The organism is Bacillus sp. FSL K6-1033 (assembly GCF_038630765.1).
Taxonomy (GTDB): domain Bacteria; phylum Bacillota; class Bacilli; order Bacillales; family Bacillaceae; genus Bacillus; species Bacillus altitudinis.
The window spans coordinates 1069520-1084382 of record NZ_CP152041.1 but is presented as its reverse complement, the minus strand read 5'-3'; the positions used below and the strand labels follow the sequence as shown (position 1 = coordinate 1084382).

Genomic DNA, 14863 nt, shown 5'->3' with positions numbered 1-14863 from the left:
TCCTTACCCTTTGATTTCTTCAAATGTATTTGCGTGTTTATGTGTACCGAATGTCTGGAAAACATGCTTTTGATAAAGTGGATACACAGGTCGACGAGCCAGTTCATTGATAATGACACTGTTTCGGTACGCCCCTAGCCCTAAATCTGGTGCGCCTACTCCATGTGTATGAAGCTCTGCATTTTGTACAAAAATATCATTTTCACCTAATGTATTTGTTTTCAATCGATATTCACGTTCAACCTGGAAGCGTCCTTGATGATCCCACTGAATATGATGGGAAATCGGATCAATAAATGGCGGTAATACAGATTGATAGCCCGTTGCCAAGACGACAATGTCTGTCTCATGCGTAAAGGATTCCTCTTTGACCCATTGATTGCATGAAAGCGATAAGCCGTCCCTCGTTTCCTCAATCAAATTGACTTCCGTCATCGCCTGCAGCACGGTGTTCAGCTGCTCTCCGCAAGCAGAACGTTCATAAAGCAAGTGATAAATATCTCGGATCATCGCTGAGCTGATGCCTTTATACAGCAAATCTTGCTGCTTTAATAGCGCATCTTTTTTAGGTTGCGGAAGCTCATAAAAGAAATCAATATAGTCTGGAGAGAAATACTCAAGACCCAAATTTGAATATTCCATTGGGAAAAACCCTTTAGAGCGTGTAAACCAATGAATATCCTTCGCCTCATCGTCTGATAAAATGTCATAGAATACTTCTGCCGCACTTTGACCAGAACCGATGACCGTCACGGATTTTCCTTTAAAACAGCCTTCTTTCTTTCGTTTCAAGTAATCAGCAGAATGAAACACCCGATCCCCTAAAGCTGGCTGAAGAGGTGCTGGTACCGCAGGCTGTGTGCCGATACCTAAAACAAGATGCTTACTTTCAAACACCTCTACCGTTTGATCTTTCACATGACGGACATGCACTTCATATTGTTTTTCTCCAGCTTTTTCAACAATGGAGACAGATTCGACATTCATGCCAAATCGGCAAGAATCTAATTGATCCGCGACCCAGCGGCAATAATGGCTATATTCCTTGCGCGGGATATGGAAGTCTTCTAGAAAGTAAAATGAATACAAACGGTTTTGTTCCTGCAAATAGTTGAGAAAGCTATATTTGCTTTTCACATCCGCCATACTGACAAGATCCGCTAAAAAGGGGACTTGAAGTGTTGTCCCTTCAATGAGCATACCTGGATGCCAGTGGAACGCTTCACTTCTTTCAAAAAACAAAGCGTCAATTTCGTTTACTTCTTCAGATAATGCAGCAAGCCCTAGGTTAAATGGTCCAATGCCAATCCCAATGACATCCACTACATTATTTTGCTTGTTGAACCGCGTCATGGTTATACTTCCTTTCAAATCGATCTCGATGACAAAACATTAAAAGACCTGTTTTATCTGGTAAAGTGACTGGTTTCACACGTTCGAATCCACACTTTTCAAAGACATGAATCATTTTTTCGTTCCGAATATCTGGCTCAGCCACGATTTTTTCTGTTCGTTTGTTCTGCTCAAACTGAAATGCTGTCATGGCTTGAAGCAGCGGAGCCGCAAATCCTTTCCCTACATAATCTGGCTCTCCAATTAACAGGTGAATGCCTTGATCATGCGGAGAAGGCTGATAGTACGATTCAATGATATCCCCTTTCACATTGTATGCTTCAAAATAGCTCATCGGCGTGCCATCAATGGTTCCTAAATAAAGGGTTTGATGCGGATCATGAATGGCCTGATAAAAGTGCTTTTCAAAAGCAGGAAATGGAATATTCAAATGCCAAAATGGGTGGACATACTCTTCTTGCATCCACTTGTGGACAAGCTGGACGTCCCGTTCATATTCAGCGCGAATGAACCCAATTCGATGCCTCATCCAATCAGCGCCTCCTTATGTAAAAAGAGCGGATTCAATACAGACGTGTACCTAGATTGCGTTTCTAAAGAACCTGTCAGTTCATCCATATCCTCAAACCGTGTGAGTAAGTTCGCTTTTGAAGGCAGCTCCTGTGACCGGAGAAGACTGTTCGTCAGCTCAGATGCACCATATGTCTCTTCATGCGCAATCAGTGTGTCTCTAATCAGGGCTAATAAATCTTCTTCTTGTGCAAGCCCCTCTGTACCAAAACCATTCACAAGACCAAACAAATGATTAAAGAAGAAATAGTAACGCAGTCTCTCAACCGCTACATCGTCTGCACAAATGGTTTCACTTCTGACGCTTAAGTTTTGAACAAGCTTCGCAAGCTGATCCTTTTTCGATTCGCTATAATAGTAGCCTTGATTGTCACGATAATAGAATGTGTGCGGATATCCATTCTTTAGCTGTACGACAGCATTTTGCTGATGGGCTTCAAGGGCAAGACCATACGTTTCAAACAACCAAAGCATCGGCTCTAACGCAATCGATAAATATTGTGTGAACCAATCACGGCTAACATCTTCTGTTGATCTGCCTTCAGCGTCTGCTAATTCATGGATAATGCCTGAAAGCCTTGATTTTCCTCCGTATGCATGATCCTGACATAGCCCTGCAATTAAGCTTGCCTCTTTTTCATGATGCAAAAATGGATTTTGACGAATGACGACTTCAAAGCCAGATTCCGCCTCATCCCCTTGAATAGATAGATACGCAGGATCTTCAATCACACGGAATCCAGAGAATTTGTCATATAAAGAAACGCCTAATTCTGTTTTTAAGATACGAGACATCTCAACTCCGCGATCAAGTTCCTTTTGTTTGTTAACGCGTAAAGAGTTTGTGATCTTTACAGGGACAGAGAATTTGAGCATGTACGCAGAGTCTTTTTGATAGACCGTTCTAAAGGAAGATGTCGCTGTGTATTCAGACCCTAGCGGCCCTAAATACGCCAGCTTTCCGTCCTCTATATAACGCTTGACGAACGCTTTCTCCATCACCACTTGGACTTGCAGTGGATGAATCGGAATCAGGACATATTGACCGCCTTCTGTTAACGTCGTCAGTCTCTCTTTTTCTTCTGGCATCTGGCGCATGAGCTCCTCAAACATGAGGCTTGCCGCAGACTGTGAAATTGAAGAATCCTGAAGCACAATTGACGGATGTGCTTTAAAGTAATGAAGCTGGAAAGAGCCTTTCAGCTCAGGAGAATAAATAGCTTCCTCCTCTTCTGTCATTCCTTGTCTGCTTTTTGGTGTAGGATGCGTTAAATGCCCAAGAAGGAGTGACTGCTCCGCTTCGATATATTCAAAATCAGCTGAAGAAAGAGCCGCTCGATCACTTTCTCTCTCTCTGATGAATCGTTCAATATTCCGACAGCTTAAAATGATGCGAAGCATGAACTCATCCTCTGCATCTGTGCGGCCATATTCAATGAGAAGTTCCTTTGAACATAAAGCAACAAGTGTGGTGTAATCGATGATCGTTCCCTGTTGCTCACTGCCTTGCGGGCGAAAGCGAACGGGAAAATCAAAGAGATGACGGCCTACAGGCGAAAAATATCGAATCGGAATGACAAGCTCAAGATCTTGTTTTGCTAATGCTGCTACAAATACAAGTGAGCCGTCTGCTTTTGTCTCTTTCTTTGCAGATCGATCAATTCCTGTTTCACGTAAAAAACAGTTTAAAAAGCTTTGCATCGTTGCATTTTCAGCCATTTGTTTATATTGACTCAACGTAGTACCCTCCCGGATTGAATATGAGCGATCCCGATATCAACAATGTCAGAAAGGATTTCCTCAATATGTGTAATAGTCGTTCTCGGATTTAACAAAGTGAATTTTAAGCATGTTTGACCATCGGCTACTGTTTTTGCTACGACAGCCGTTCCTGTTTGAAAAAGTGTGCGATGAATGATTTTATTGATGTCATCTGCTTGATGATCATCTATAAAACGGAACACGACTGCATTGATTTCTGGATCAGGATTGATCACCTCAAGATGCTCATTTTTCTCAATCAACGTAGCCACATCTTTCGCAAATTGGATGGTATGGTCAATGATACTTGCAAATCCTTCTTCTCCAATCATACGCAGAGAGAGAAGGAGTTTTAGCGCATCAAACCGGCGCGTCGTCTGAACAGATTTATTCACGAGATGCAGAATGCCTTCCAGTTCATCTTCCTTTGGATTGAGATAATCTGCATGGTAATCAATCAAACCAAAATGTCTTTTATCCTTTAGTAGAAATGCCCCGCAGGAGATCGGCTGATAAAATTGCTTATGAAAGTCGATCGTGATCGAATCAGCAAGCTCGATGCCATCTAATTTTCCTCGGAAGGTTTTGCTTAATACAAGCGCTCCTCCATAGGCAGCATCTGCATGAATCCACAAACCGAAAGGCTTCACCATGTCATATATGTCACGTACAGGATCAATACTGCCAAAATCAGTTGTCCCGCAAGTCGCCACGACTGCAAATGGAAGCAAATCCTGCTCCTTAAGCTCCATAAGCTTCTTCTGCAAATCATGCAGGTCCATTCGGTGATGTTCGTCTGTCTCAACTAACACAACAGCCTGCTCACCTAAACCTAGCTGAGATGCTGATTTTTTCACAGTGAAGTGGGCATTCTTGGAGCAAAGAATCCGCATACGGTTTGCCTCACTCGGCAACCCTTTCTGCTGTACATTCCATTGCCAAGTGTTTTCGCAAAATGCATCTCTTGCTAAAAGCAGTCCCATGTAGTTAGATTGGGTTCCACCGCTCGTAAAGGTCCCATCTGCTCGTTCTCCATAAGAAAACTTTTCACATAACCACTTGAGGATTTCCTCCTCAACCAAAGATGCAATGCCGCTTTGATCAAAGGAATCCATTGATTGGTTAAAGGAACTTACGATCACCTCTGCTGCCAGAGCAGGGATAAGAGGTGGGCAATGCAAATGTGCCAGGCATTTAGGATGTGACACATCAACCAAATGCGGTAAAAGGTGATTTTTTATATCTTGAAAAACAGACTCAATGGATTCACCAGCCGGTTGAATCTGGAATAACGATTCGACATGAGTCGCTAATTTCCCAGGCAATATTCCGCTATACGGTCCTCTGCTTGTTTGCCACTCTGCCAGTAAGCTGTCGATGGATGTGTAGAGAGCCGCTTGGAAGGACTCCCTCCCAAGCTGGCTTTGTTGAATAAATAATGAATCGACAGATGGTTTAGTTGACTGCATCGTAAACTGCCTCTTTAAAAATCGTGATGACTTTTTCAAGCTGTTCTTCTGTCATGGTCAAAGGCGGTAAGAATCGAATCACACTTCCAAAACGGCCTCCTGTCTCCACAATTAAGCCTTTATCAAAACAATTCTTTTGAATGAGACTGGCTAGCTCTGGATTTGCTGGATAACTGCCGTCCACATCCTGTTTCTCATCTGGATTCACAACTTCAACACCAATCATTAATCCTCTTCCTCGCACATCACCGAGAGCAGGCACTTGTTTTTGAATGTCTTTTAGATTGGCCTGCATACGCTGACCAAGCGCTTCTACATGATCAAGCAGATTGGTTTCTTTTATATATTTAAGCGTAGCAGTTCCAGCTGCCATCGCCATTTGATTTCCTCTAAACGTGCCAATGTGTGCACCTGGATTCCATTGATCTAAGTCTTTGTCATAAATCACAACTGATAGTGGCAGGCTTCCCCCAATTGCTTTTGATAACACAATGACATCTGGCACAATACCAGCATGTTCAAAGGCAAACATCTTACCAGTTCGGCCGATGCCTGATTGAACCTCATCAATAATAAGTGGAATTCCTTTTTCTTTTGTGATTCGTCTCATTTCTTGTATCCATTCAATTGATGCCGGGATGGAGCCGCCCTCCCCTTGCACCGCTTCAAAGATCATGCCTGCTGGCGGGAGAATTCCACTCTCAGGATCATTTAATACACGCTCAATATAAGAACTGGAAATGCGATGTGAGTCTTTACCGCCGATTCCAAATGGGCAGCGGTATTCATATGGATAAGGCAGGAAGTGAACATCTGGCATTAATCCTTGTACTTTTTCTTTTGGCGATAAGTTGCCGCTTAATGACATCGTGCCATGTGTAGCACCATGATATGCTCCGTGGAATGATAGAATGGAACGATTTCCCGTCGCTGTCTTGACTAATTTAATTGCTGCTTCTATAGCATCACCACCAGTTGGTCCACAAAATTGAATTTTTGCTCTTTTTGCAAACTCTTCTGGCAAGTGAGAAAAAATCTCATTCACAAATTCTTCTTTAATCTCTGAAGTGATGTCCAGCGTATGCAACGGTCTTTTTTCATGAAGCATACGTTCAATAGCATCTATAACAACCGGGTGATTGTGACCAAGGGCAAGTGTTCCTGCACCTGCTAGGCAGTCATAAAATTCTCTACCATCTGCATCTGTCACGATCATACCTTCGGCTTTTTGCATGGCTAATGGGAACCGTCTCGGGTAAGACCTTGCATTAGATTCTCTTTGACTTTGTTGCTCTAAAAATTGCTGATTTTTAGAAACGGTTTTGATGGACATAATAAAACACTCCTCCAATTGATAAAGATTATCATTTTCATTTACTAGCCTAGAGGATGTAAGATACGAAAGTCAATTGTATTCAAAAAGATGATTCTAAAAGCATATGAATGCTATATTCTCTTTTTAACGAGTAATTTCGTGTATTTTTTACAAACATCTACAGCCATAAGGGCGATGTAACGTTTGATGATGAAAAATGTTGAAAAAAATTACAAATCAATTCTCCTGGTTCTTTTGCTCTATTCGTTGTAGCTCCCTTGTTTGATACGGGACGGCCGAATGAAATGAATGCAGTAAAACAAAAAATGAACGTTATTTTACCTTGATATAAATGGTTATGATGGTATAATTTCTCTGAAACGAAAGGGAATCGAGGGAGATCTGATGATTTTAACGAAGCATGACCTTCACCACTACTTGGCACAAGATCAGAAAGCACTTGCCATCAATCGAAAAAGACCAAAGTGGCTTGGGGATGATATTTGGAAATATCAAAGATATTTACGAAAATATGAGTACTATACGAATAGCGGTGCTACGTTACGCAAATGGTTTTATCGTTACTTACATAAAAAGAAAGGCATGCAGCTTGGCTTTGATATCCCGATTGGTGTATTTGGACCTGGGCTCAGAATCAACCATACTGGGCTGTTGATTGTGAACAAGCATGCCAAAATCGGCGCGTTTTGTGATATTCATCAAGGCGTGAATATCGGTCAAAACCATCATGAAAAAGATGTGCCCGTCATTGGAGATCATGTATGGATCGGCCCTGGCGCTAAACTGTTTGGAAATATTTATGTTGCGAATCATATTTCCATCGGAGCAAATGCAGTAGTGAATCGCTCCTTTCATGAAGAGCGGATTGTCATTGCAGGTGTCCCTGCTCAAAAAATAAAAGAAAAAAGCCCTTCTTTATGAAGGACTTACTTGACCAAAGCAGTGAGCCACATGAGATAAAATAAGATGGATAAACATGAGGATCATCCTGCCCGAGCCCCATCACCATTTATCCTAAGATGCTTTGGCGCAATCAAACCATCAATCGGTAGCAACTTGAAGTGAAACAAATCACCACAGCCGTACTCTCTAATTTGCGTTGGAGTACCCGAAGACTAGCATGAGGAAGTACAAGACAAAGACGAGGATGGCAATCGCATAGATGAAAATGGACACAATCAGTACTGTCCAGCCCAACCCTTTTCTTCCTGTTTGAATGAGATATATTCCAAGTGTAAAGAGCCCGAGTAAAAGGCCTAAGATGGCCCATAACCATTTATTTTTCCCGTGTTTTGGTGCATCAACGAATAGGTAGATTGCGACTAAGATGGATACAAACCAACCTGTAATCCATTTCACATTCATCCGCCACCCTTCTTTTTCAATTTATTGAATCTTACTATACTTTTTTCCTAATCTTAAAAACAACTATTCAAATGAATGATTCGGAAGGCTTTGCCATTCTTCTCTCAGCATCCCATACCGCATCGAATCATAATACTCCCCTTGATAGTAACGAACCTTACGCAGTCTTCCCTCAAGGACAAACCCGCATTTCTCTGCGCAACGCATCATTCGTTCATTTCCAGACCAGGTGGTCAGACCGATGCGTGGGATATCAATGTGTGAAAAGAGTTCATCGATCCATAGACGCAATGCCTTTGTTCCAACGCCCCCATTCCAAAAACGTGAGTCATAAATAAGAATCCCGCACTCCAGCCAGCGTGTGCGTTCATTCTCCCAATAATAAGAAACTGTGCCCTTTAATTCACCTCCTACATCAATGCCAAATAGTTTTGGCAGGACAGATTCATCCTGTAAATAGCGTTTTTTAAATGCAGCAAGCGATATGTCATGTTCAATAAAATACGGTGCATTCCACTTTCGATAGGCCTGGTCTGGGGCTTTAAACCTTAAATGCCATACCACTTCTAAATCGGTTTCGTCTAATGGACGTATGCTCACAATCTCTTCTTTTTTTCCTTTCATCTGTTCACGTTCCTTTACTTTGTCGTTCTTTTAGCAAGATGACGATACTCGATAGGCGTCATACCTTCATTTTGCCGAAACAGCTTTGAAAAATAAGTAGGGTCATCAATGCCTACATGTTCTGCAATGAGGGCTATTTTTTCATTCGTTGAAGCAAGTAGGCTTTTGGCTTTTTCAATTTTGAGTCGATTGATGTACTGGCTCGGCGTCAGTCCGTACACGGTCTGCATGCACCTTGTCATGTAATCAGGATGATAATGAAGAATCTCTGCCAGCTTCTCCATCTGTAATTTTTGCGTAAAATGACGTTCAAGATAGTGAACCACTTCTGAAGCGACAGTCTCCTTTGCACTTGGAATATGAAATGCTTCTTTTTGTAAATGAATGAGCATTTCCTCAAATTGAAGCTGCTTTTTGAGCTGAAGTTCAGACGCATCATCATTTAAAGCGCGCATCGCTGAAAGATGCTTCTGTAGCACGCTTCCCCCTTTCACTTTTCCTTTTCGGGGCAGACGAAATTCATAGCTTGCTGCTTTTTCAAAAGTGGCTTGATTTTGCTTCATGTCAAACCAGTGTTCTCTCGGCCGATCTGTAAACTCAAATGGATCAATTGAGAAATGCAGCCACTCGTAAAGTGTTTCTTCTTTGCATGGCACATGTCCACCATGGGCAAGTCCCGGTGATAAGATGATATATTCTCCCTCTTTTACGTGATGAGGCACCTCGTCTTCTGTGATCCATAGTTCCCCTTTCGTGACATAAAGAAGATCAAATACGGTGAAAATTCTGGAGATATGTCGTTCTCCTGGATGGAATACACCTTTGCCTGAAGCAATATAGACTGGAAATGGCGGTACAGTAAATGTAATAAACGGACCCATATTCATCCCCTTATGAAGTCGGATTTCTCCAATAAGTTTCGGTTTCATCTCTTCTTATTATAGTCGATGCAAGGTACACTATAAATCGGATTTATACGAAAGAAGGCGATGTGATGAAACCACAAGCACTGACAATACAAAAGGTTCAAGCCAAAAGTGAAAAATCCCACCCTTCATTATTTGCATTAACTTGGCCTATTTTTATCGAAATCTCTTTATATATGCTGATGGGCAGCGCAGATACACTGATGCTCAGCCAGTATTCTGACAATAGTGTTGCCGCAGTAGGGGTTAGTAATCAGCTATTAAATCTATTGATTGTGATGTTCAGCTTCATTACGACTGGGACGACGATTGTCATTGCGCAGCTTTTAGGAGCGGGCCGCAAGCAGGAAGCGACCCAAGTTGCCTATGTATCACTAGGCACCAACTTCCTCATTAGCTTTGTGATCAGTCTTCTTATGTTTGTGTTAGCTGTGCCCATCCTGACTATGATGGGATTATCAAGCGAGCTAATGCCAGATGCAACCGTCTTTTTACAGATTGTCGGCCTGCTTTCTTTTATACAGGCGCTCATTATGACCTATAGTGCTATTTTAAAAAGCTATGGATTCACGAGAGATACGATGTATGTCACCATCGGTATGAATCTGTTAAACGTTGCTGGTAATTATTTGGTCATCTTCGGACCATTTGGCTTCCCTGTATTAGGTGTCATGGGTGTTGCTCTTTCCACATCATTTGCACGGTTGATCGGTCTAACTGCCATGATCCTCATTGTTCGACACCGCATTGGATTGCAGTTTTCATTCAAGCAAATGTTTTACATCCAGCGAACGCATTTAAAAAAACTGCTAAAAATCGGCATTCCTTCTGCTGGAGAACAGCTTTCTTATAATGGCTCTCAAATGATTATTACGCTGTTTATCACATTTATGGGCACGCAAGCACTGGCAGCAAAAGTCTATACCCAGAATTTGATGATGTTCATTATGTTATTTGGTGCCGCCATTAGCCAAGGAACGCAAATTTTAATTGGGCGCCTGATCGGGGCGAAAGAATTTGATGCGGCCTATCGAAGATGCATGAAAAGCTTATACTGGGCCATTGCCATCTCACTTCTTTCTTCTACTGCTTTATCTTTATCATCGACGCATTTACTTACTTTTTTCACTAGCAACAGTGAGATCATTCAAATCGCGAGCCTCCTCCTCATATTGACGATTATTTTAGAGCCTGGACGTTCTTTTAATATGGTCATCATCAACTCCTTGCGGGCAGCTGGTGACGCGAAGTTTCCAGTCTATATGGCGATGATTTCAATGTGGGGCATCGGCATTCCGATCGCTTATTTATTAGGCATTCAACTTGAGATGGGCCTGATCGGGGTTTGGATTTCTTTTATCGTGGATGAATGGGTAAGAGGCATCTTTATGTATAGGCGGTGGCGTTCAAGGGTGTGGACGGAGTATCGGTTTACTTCCACATAAAAAGGACTGCGGGTGCAGTCCTTTCAGATTGTTGACAAAGGGCTAAAACGAACTTTATTTTACCCCTTTGTCTTCTTTTCATTACGTAATATCTTCTAAAATAAGTGCTTTTTCTTGTGTTGAAATATATGACCGCTTCGTAAAGACGCGGTATTCGTTTTCTCTAGTTTTATCTAGAATAGCCTTATAAAAGTGAGCAGCTGCTTTCACTGGTATCCTTGAATAAAGTGGGAATTCATGGAGATGGTCAAAAAATTCCTCATAGTACGCTTCTGCCTCAAAAGCAATATATTCCCATACGTGCTGGAAGGCTTGATTGACGATCCCTTCTTGTAATTCTTGCTCTGTATACCCAAATTGATCCATGACTTGTTTTGGCAAATAAATACGATTCCTTTCCGCCTTATCCTCACCAATGTCTCGAAGTATATTGGTCAACTGCATGCCAATCCCAAGGGAAATCGCTGCTTCTTTTAGCTGTTCTTTTTTACGCGGTGCAATGATCGGAAGCAGCATTAATCCAACTGTACTTGCGACATGATAGGAATAGATGAGCAGTTCATCTAACGTTTCATATCGATGCTGCTCTAAATCCATCTCCTGTCCTCGCAGCAGGTCACGGAATGGGGCTTCATCCATACGAAACTGTTGAAATGTATACTCCAGTGCCACCCACATTGGATCATCACGATCTACTTCTCCTAGCAAGAAACGATCAAATGCCTCCTGAAAAGACGTCAGTTCTTCCTTTGGTGAAGGAGACTCATCTACAATATCATCCGCTCTCCTACAAAAGGAATAAACAGCCCAAACAGCCTGTCTTTTCTTTTTAGGCAGCATGGAAAAGGCACGATAAAACGTTTTTGAATGGGTTTGAATGGTCTCTTCACATATTTTCAATGCTGTTTGTACATCAACCACTTAGCTTCACTTCCTTTCTGTTGTTCAGATCTTTAAGCAGTACAGAAGCCATGAGCTTTGCACTTTGCATCACGATCGGTACCCCGCCGCCGGGATGGATGGAAGCACCTACCGCATATAGATTGTCTACCTCTGCAACCTTTACTTGCGGGCGGAACACACCTGATTGAAACAAATTAGGAGCGAGGCCAAAGCTGCCGCCTTCAAACAATCCTTCTCGCATTGAATCATTCGGTGTTCTCACCTTTTGCCAGACAACCGCCTCTCGCAGCTGCGGAAAGCCTCTTTTCTCAAGACGCTCCACCATTTTATCCACAAAGTCTGTCTCTTGTTCCCAGTTGATGTGATCTCCTGAAGGAACAGGAATGAGCATATATAGGACACTGCTGCCTTCTGGGGCAAGGGATGGATCGATGGTCGATGGATTAAAAGTATAAAATGATGGATCTTGAGGTATCGTTTTCGTTTGGAACACCTCTCTCATATGCTGATCAAAGTGTTCTCCCATGAAAAATTGATGAACAGGTGCTTCATCGTATACTTTGTTTAACCCTAGATACACCATCACGCAGCCGGAGGATGGAACGTATTTACGCCGGTCTTGTTCACCTAAACCAAGCTGTTTTAACGCCGCTGGATAATCTCCGTTCATCACAAATGCATCAGCTGCTATGTGTTCATCATTTATTTTTGCCTTGACCACACGTTTCCCCTCAAACTCAAGTTGTGCGACTTCTTCACTTTTTCTTATGTGTACACCCGTCTTTAAGAGCTGTCTCTCCAATATATCTACTAAACTCGCATATCCGCCTTTTAAATAGTAAATTCCGTGTGCGTGCTCACTATATGAAACAAGCGAATAAATGGCAGATGCTTCATACGGATTTCCTCCGACATAGAGGGTTTGAAGTGCATATGCATCTCGGAGGCGCTCATCCGAAAAATATTTTTTGAGAGAACTTTGAACGGTTCGATATGCTTTTAATTTCATTAAAATCTTCATGTTCGCTTTTGTAAAAAAGGTTCGTTTTTCATGAAATGATTTTTCTAGAAAAGCTTGCTGCCCTTCTTGAAACCGATCCGTCATTTCTTGCATAAATTTTAAATATCCCTGTTCTTCCTTTGGAAATACACGTTTGATTTCTTCTAGTTGTCGCCGTGTATCAGAGTATTTCGTGTAGGAGGTTCCATCTTGATAGTGGATCGTATACAGCGGATCGAGCTGCAAGAGATCAAGAGATGTTTCATCAATGCCTACGTCATGTAAAATGCCTCTTAACATATCAGGAAGTAGGACAATGGTCGGACCTTCATCTACTTTATATCCTTTCTCACGTACAAAAGCAAGTCTCCCGCCGAGCCGTTCATTTTTTTCAACAAGGGTGACATCATGTCCAGCTTTTTTTAAATAGAGGGCTGAGATCATTCCGCCAATACCGCCGCCAGCAATCAATATATGTTTTTTCATGAGGCGCTCCCCTTTTCTTCATGTGGCACTCTTTTGTGCGTATGTTTCTCTTTTGACAGAATCGCATTTGTCGTGATACGCGCTGATTCTAAAATGGTTGGCAATCCGCTCCCTGGGTGGGTTCCTCCACCAACGAGCCAGCAATGTTTCAACTCATCAAATTCATTATGCGGCCTGAGTACCATCATCTGCGTCAACTGGTGACCAAGATTAAATGTAGCTCCTTCATACACGTACAGCTCTTCTTCCCAATGCTTCGGCGTGATCATCCGCTCGACTTCAATATGCTGCCTGATATTCTTAAAGCCTGTTTTCCGCTCCAGCGTATCCAGCACAAGCTCTCTAAATTCTTCTTGATACACTTCCCAGTCAATACCGCTTTGATTATTGGCAACAGGTGCTAACACATAAAGAGCGGACTTGCCTTTTGGCGCAAGCGAATCATCTGTCACACTTGCATTTTGAATATAAATGGACGGATCATCCGGCAGCTCAAAGGTTTTCGTAATCTCTTTGACGAACTTCGCATAGTCATCGGAAAAAACGATGGTATGATGTGGCTCATCATATATCGTATCTAAACCTAGGTACAGCATAAAGGTGGAACATGAGAATTTTTTCTTTTTCAGTTTCTTCTCGCTATATTTCTTTAAAAGACCCGGCTCTACAAGCTTTGTCATCACGTGTGCAAAATCACCATTTACGACCACCTCATCTGCCTGTATTTCTTCACCAGTTTCTAAGCGAATGCCCTTCACTTTCCTGCCTTTCGTCAGCAACTTGTCAACTCCAGTTGATAGATGAAGGGTAGCCCCAGATTCAACAGCTGCCTTTGCCATCGCTTCTGACAGCTGATTCACTCCGCCTTTCGGGTGATAAACGCCTGTGTCATGCTCCATAAAGGAAAGAATTGAGAACGCTCCTGGGCATTCCCAAGGTGACATCCCTAAATATTTTGATTGGAATGTAAAGGCATATTTCACTGATTCATTTGAGAAATAATCCGACAGCACATCATATAAGCTTTTATTTAATGAGAGCTGAGGAAGTGCTTTGATGACTTTTGGACGCAAATAATGATGGAAACGATCCATTTTACTTTGTAGAATCGGCGTTAGGCGGTCCATTTTTCGTTTTGTATCATTCATAAAACGTACATACCCCTCTCCCTCACCGGGTGCAAAGGCTTCTAGCCGTTTGTACATTTCGTCTCGATCTCGAATCATATCAAGCTTCTCATCTTGAAAGATTAATCTATACATTTCTTTTAATTCAATCACATCTATATAATCATAGAGATTTTTACCGGCAAAGGTGAACAGTTCCTCTGCAATATGAATCATACTGAGAAAAGTAGGACCTGTATCAAACGTGAAATCACCAAGTTGAAACTTAGAGTTACGTCCGCCAACAAAGGACTGTTTTTCATATATATGAACATCATGTCCTTTGCTTTGCAACATCATAGCTGCTGCAAGTCCCCCTGGTCCTGCTCCGATCACAACGATTTTCATTATCCTTTTTCCTCCAAATTAATTCACTTTAAGTTAATTATACAAATTGAAGCGGTTAGATCAACTTTTGATGTGCTCTAAAAGTCTCATGTTATGTATCAAAAAAGCCGA

General features: G+C 42.0%; 13 protein-coding genes. 2 read left to right on the top strand and 11 right to left on the bottom strand.

Annotation, left to right across the window (positions count from 1 at the left end):
• Positions 1-3: 3 nt before the first annotated feature.
• From MHH31_RS05415 to MHH31_RS05395, 5 genes are read right to left on the bottom strand one after another with little or no spacing between them, the layout of a single operon-like run.
• Entirely contained in the window at positions 4-1353 is a 1350-nt protein-coding gene (locus MHH31_RS05415; protein ID WP_193804213.1) for a lysine N(6)-hydroxylase/L-ornithine N(5)-oxygenase family protein, read from the bottom strand.
• Positions 1328-1882 (bottom strand): GNAT family N-acetyltransferase, encoded by a 555-nt coding sequence (locus MHH31_RS05410; protein ID WP_008348567.1) that lies wholly within the window; start codon positions 1880-1882, stop codon positions 1328-1330. The genes MHH31_RS05415 and MHH31_RS05410 overlap by 26 nt, the downstream gene beginning before the upstream one ends.
• Positions 1879-3660, bottom strand: coding sequence for an IucA/IucC family protein (locus MHH31_RS05405; RefSeq protein ID WP_342495355.1), 1782 nt, complete (start codon positions 3658-3660; stop codon positions 1879-1881). The genes MHH31_RS05410 and MHH31_RS05405 overlap by 4 nt, the downstream gene beginning before the upstream one ends.
• On the bottom strand, positions 3657-5153 hold the full coding sequence (locus MHH31_RS05400; protein ID WP_342495354.1) for an aspartate aminotransferase family protein: 1497 nt from the start codon (positions 5151-5153) through the stop codon (positions 3657-3659). The genes MHH31_RS05405 and MHH31_RS05400 overlap by 4 nt, the downstream gene beginning before the upstream one ends.
• The gene (locus MHH31_RS05395) at positions 5140-6486 is read right to left on the bottom strand and encodes an aspartate aminotransferase family protein (RefSeq protein ID WP_035392469.1); all 1347 of its coding nucleotides are present in this window, start codon (positions 6484-6486) and stop codon (positions 5140-5142) included. The genes MHH31_RS05400 and MHH31_RS05395 overlap by 14 nt, the downstream gene beginning before the upstream one ends.
• Positions 6487-6873: 387 nt before the next feature.
• On the opposite strand from MHH31_RS05395, the gene MHH31_RS05390 reads away from it, so the two are divergent.
• Complete coding sequence (locus tag MHH31_RS05390) at positions 6874-7410, top strand: serine acetyltransferase (RefSeq protein WP_342495353.1); 537 nt, start codon at positions 6874-6876, stop codon at positions 7408-7410.
• Between the two features lie 168 nt (positions 7411-7578).
• Here the strand turns inward: MHH31_RS05390 and MHH31_RS05385 are convergent, their stop codons facing one another.
• The 3 genes from MHH31_RS05385 to MHH31_RS05375 form a co-directional block, all read right to left on the bottom strand.
• Entirely contained in the window at positions 7579-7854 is a 276-nt protein-coding gene (locus MHH31_RS05385) for a hypothetical protein (RefSeq protein ID WP_035392471.1), read from the bottom strand.
• Positions 7855-7917: 63 nt separating this feature from the next.
• Positions 7918-8478, bottom strand: coding sequence for a GNAT family protein (locus MHH31_RS05380; RefSeq protein ID WP_342495352.1), 561 nt, complete (start codon positions 8476-8478; stop codon positions 7918-7920).
• A gap of 14 nt (positions 8479-8492) precedes the next feature.
• Positions 8493-9359: an AraC family transcriptional regulator gene (locus tag MHH31_RS05375; RefSeq protein WP_342495488.1), complete on the bottom strand. Its 867-nt coding sequence runs from the start codon at positions 9357-9359 to the stop codon at positions 8493-8495.
• Positions 9360-9472: 113 nt separating this feature from the next.
• Between MHH31_RS05375 and MHH31_RS05370 the strand changes: the two genes are divergently transcribed.
• Positions 9473-10849 carry an MATE family efflux transporter gene (locus MHH31_RS05370; RefSeq protein ID WP_342495351.1) on the top strand — a complete coding sequence of 459 codons (1377 nt, stop codon included), beginning with the start codon at positions 9473-9475 and terminating at the stop codon, positions 10847-10849.
• Positions 10850-10930: 81 nt separating this feature from the next.
• Here the strand turns inward: MHH31_RS05370 and MHH31_RS05365 are convergent, their stop codons facing one another.
• Genes MHH31_RS05365 through crtI (MHH31_RS05355) form a run of 3 tightly spaced genes read right to left on the bottom strand, consistent with a single transcriptional unit; the run spans position 10931 to position 14752 of the window.
• Positions 10931-11770 carry a phytoene/squalene synthase family protein gene (locus MHH31_RS05365; RefSeq protein ID WP_342494616.1) on the bottom strand — a complete coding sequence of 280 codons (840 nt, stop codon included), beginning with the start codon at positions 11768-11770 and terminating at the stop codon, positions 10931-10933.
• Entirely contained in the window at positions 11763-13238 is a 1476-nt protein-coding gene (gene crtI / locus MHH31_RS05360) for a phytoene desaturase family protein (RefSeq protein WP_282900488.1), read from the bottom strand. The genes MHH31_RS05365 and crtI (MHH31_RS05360) overlap by 8 nt, the downstream gene beginning before the upstream one ends.
• Positions 13235-14752 carry a phytoene desaturase family protein gene (gene crtI / locus MHH31_RS05355; RefSeq protein WP_342495350.1) on the bottom strand — a complete coding sequence of 506 codons (1518 nt, stop codon included), beginning with the start codon at positions 14750-14752 and terminating at the stop codon, positions 13235-13237. Before crtI (MHH31_RS05355) ends, crtI (MHH31_RS05360) begins: the two co-directional genes overlap by 4 nt.
• Between the last annotated feature and the right edge of the window lie 111 nt (positions 14753-14863).

Bases quoted from the DNA above. Each gene is read 5' to 3' on its own strand.
- crtI (WP_342495350.1), bottom strand. From the start codon at position 14,752: ATGAAAATCGTTGTGATCGGAGCAGGACCAGGGGGACTTGCAGCAGCT.
- MHH31_RS05380 (WP_342495352.1), bottom strand. From the start codon at position 8,478: ATGAAAGGAAAAAAAGAAGAGATTGTGAGCATACGTCCATTAGACGAA.
- MHH31_RS05370 (WP_342495351.1), top strand. From the start codon at position 9,473: ATGAAACCACAAGCACTGACAATACAAAAGGTTCAAGCCAAAAGTGAA.
- MHH31_RS05415 (WP_193804213.1), bottom strand. From the start codon at position 1,353: ATGACGCGGTTCAACAAGCAAAATAATGTAGTGGATGTCATTGGGATT.
- MHH31_RS05390 (WP_342495353.1), top strand. From the start codon at position 6,874: ATGATTTTAACGAAGCATGACCTTCACCACTACTTGGCACAAGATCAG.
- MHH31_RS05400 (WP_342495354.1), bottom strand. From the start codon at position 5,153: ATGCAGTCAACTAAACCATCTGTCGATTCATTATTTATTCAACAAAGC.
- MHH31_RS05375 (WP_342495488.1), bottom strand. From the start codon at position 9,359: ATGGGTCCGTTTATTACATTTACTGTACCGCCATTTCCAGTCTATATT.
- MHH31_RS05385 (WP_035392471.1), bottom strand. From the start codon at position 7,854: ATGAATGTGAAATGGATTACAGGTTGGTTTGTATCCATCTTAGTCGCA.
- MHH31_RS05395 (WP_035392469.1), bottom strand. From the start codon at position 6,486: ATGTCCATCAAAACCGTTTCTAAAAATCAGCAATTTTTAGAGCAACAA.
- crtI (WP_282900488.1), bottom strand. From the start codon at position 13,238: ATGAAAAAACATATATTGATTGCTGGCGGCGGTATTGGCGGAATGATC.
- MHH31_RS05410 (WP_008348567.1), bottom strand. From the start codon at position 1,882: ATGAGGCATCGAATTGGGTTCATTCGCGCTGAATATGAACGGGACGTC.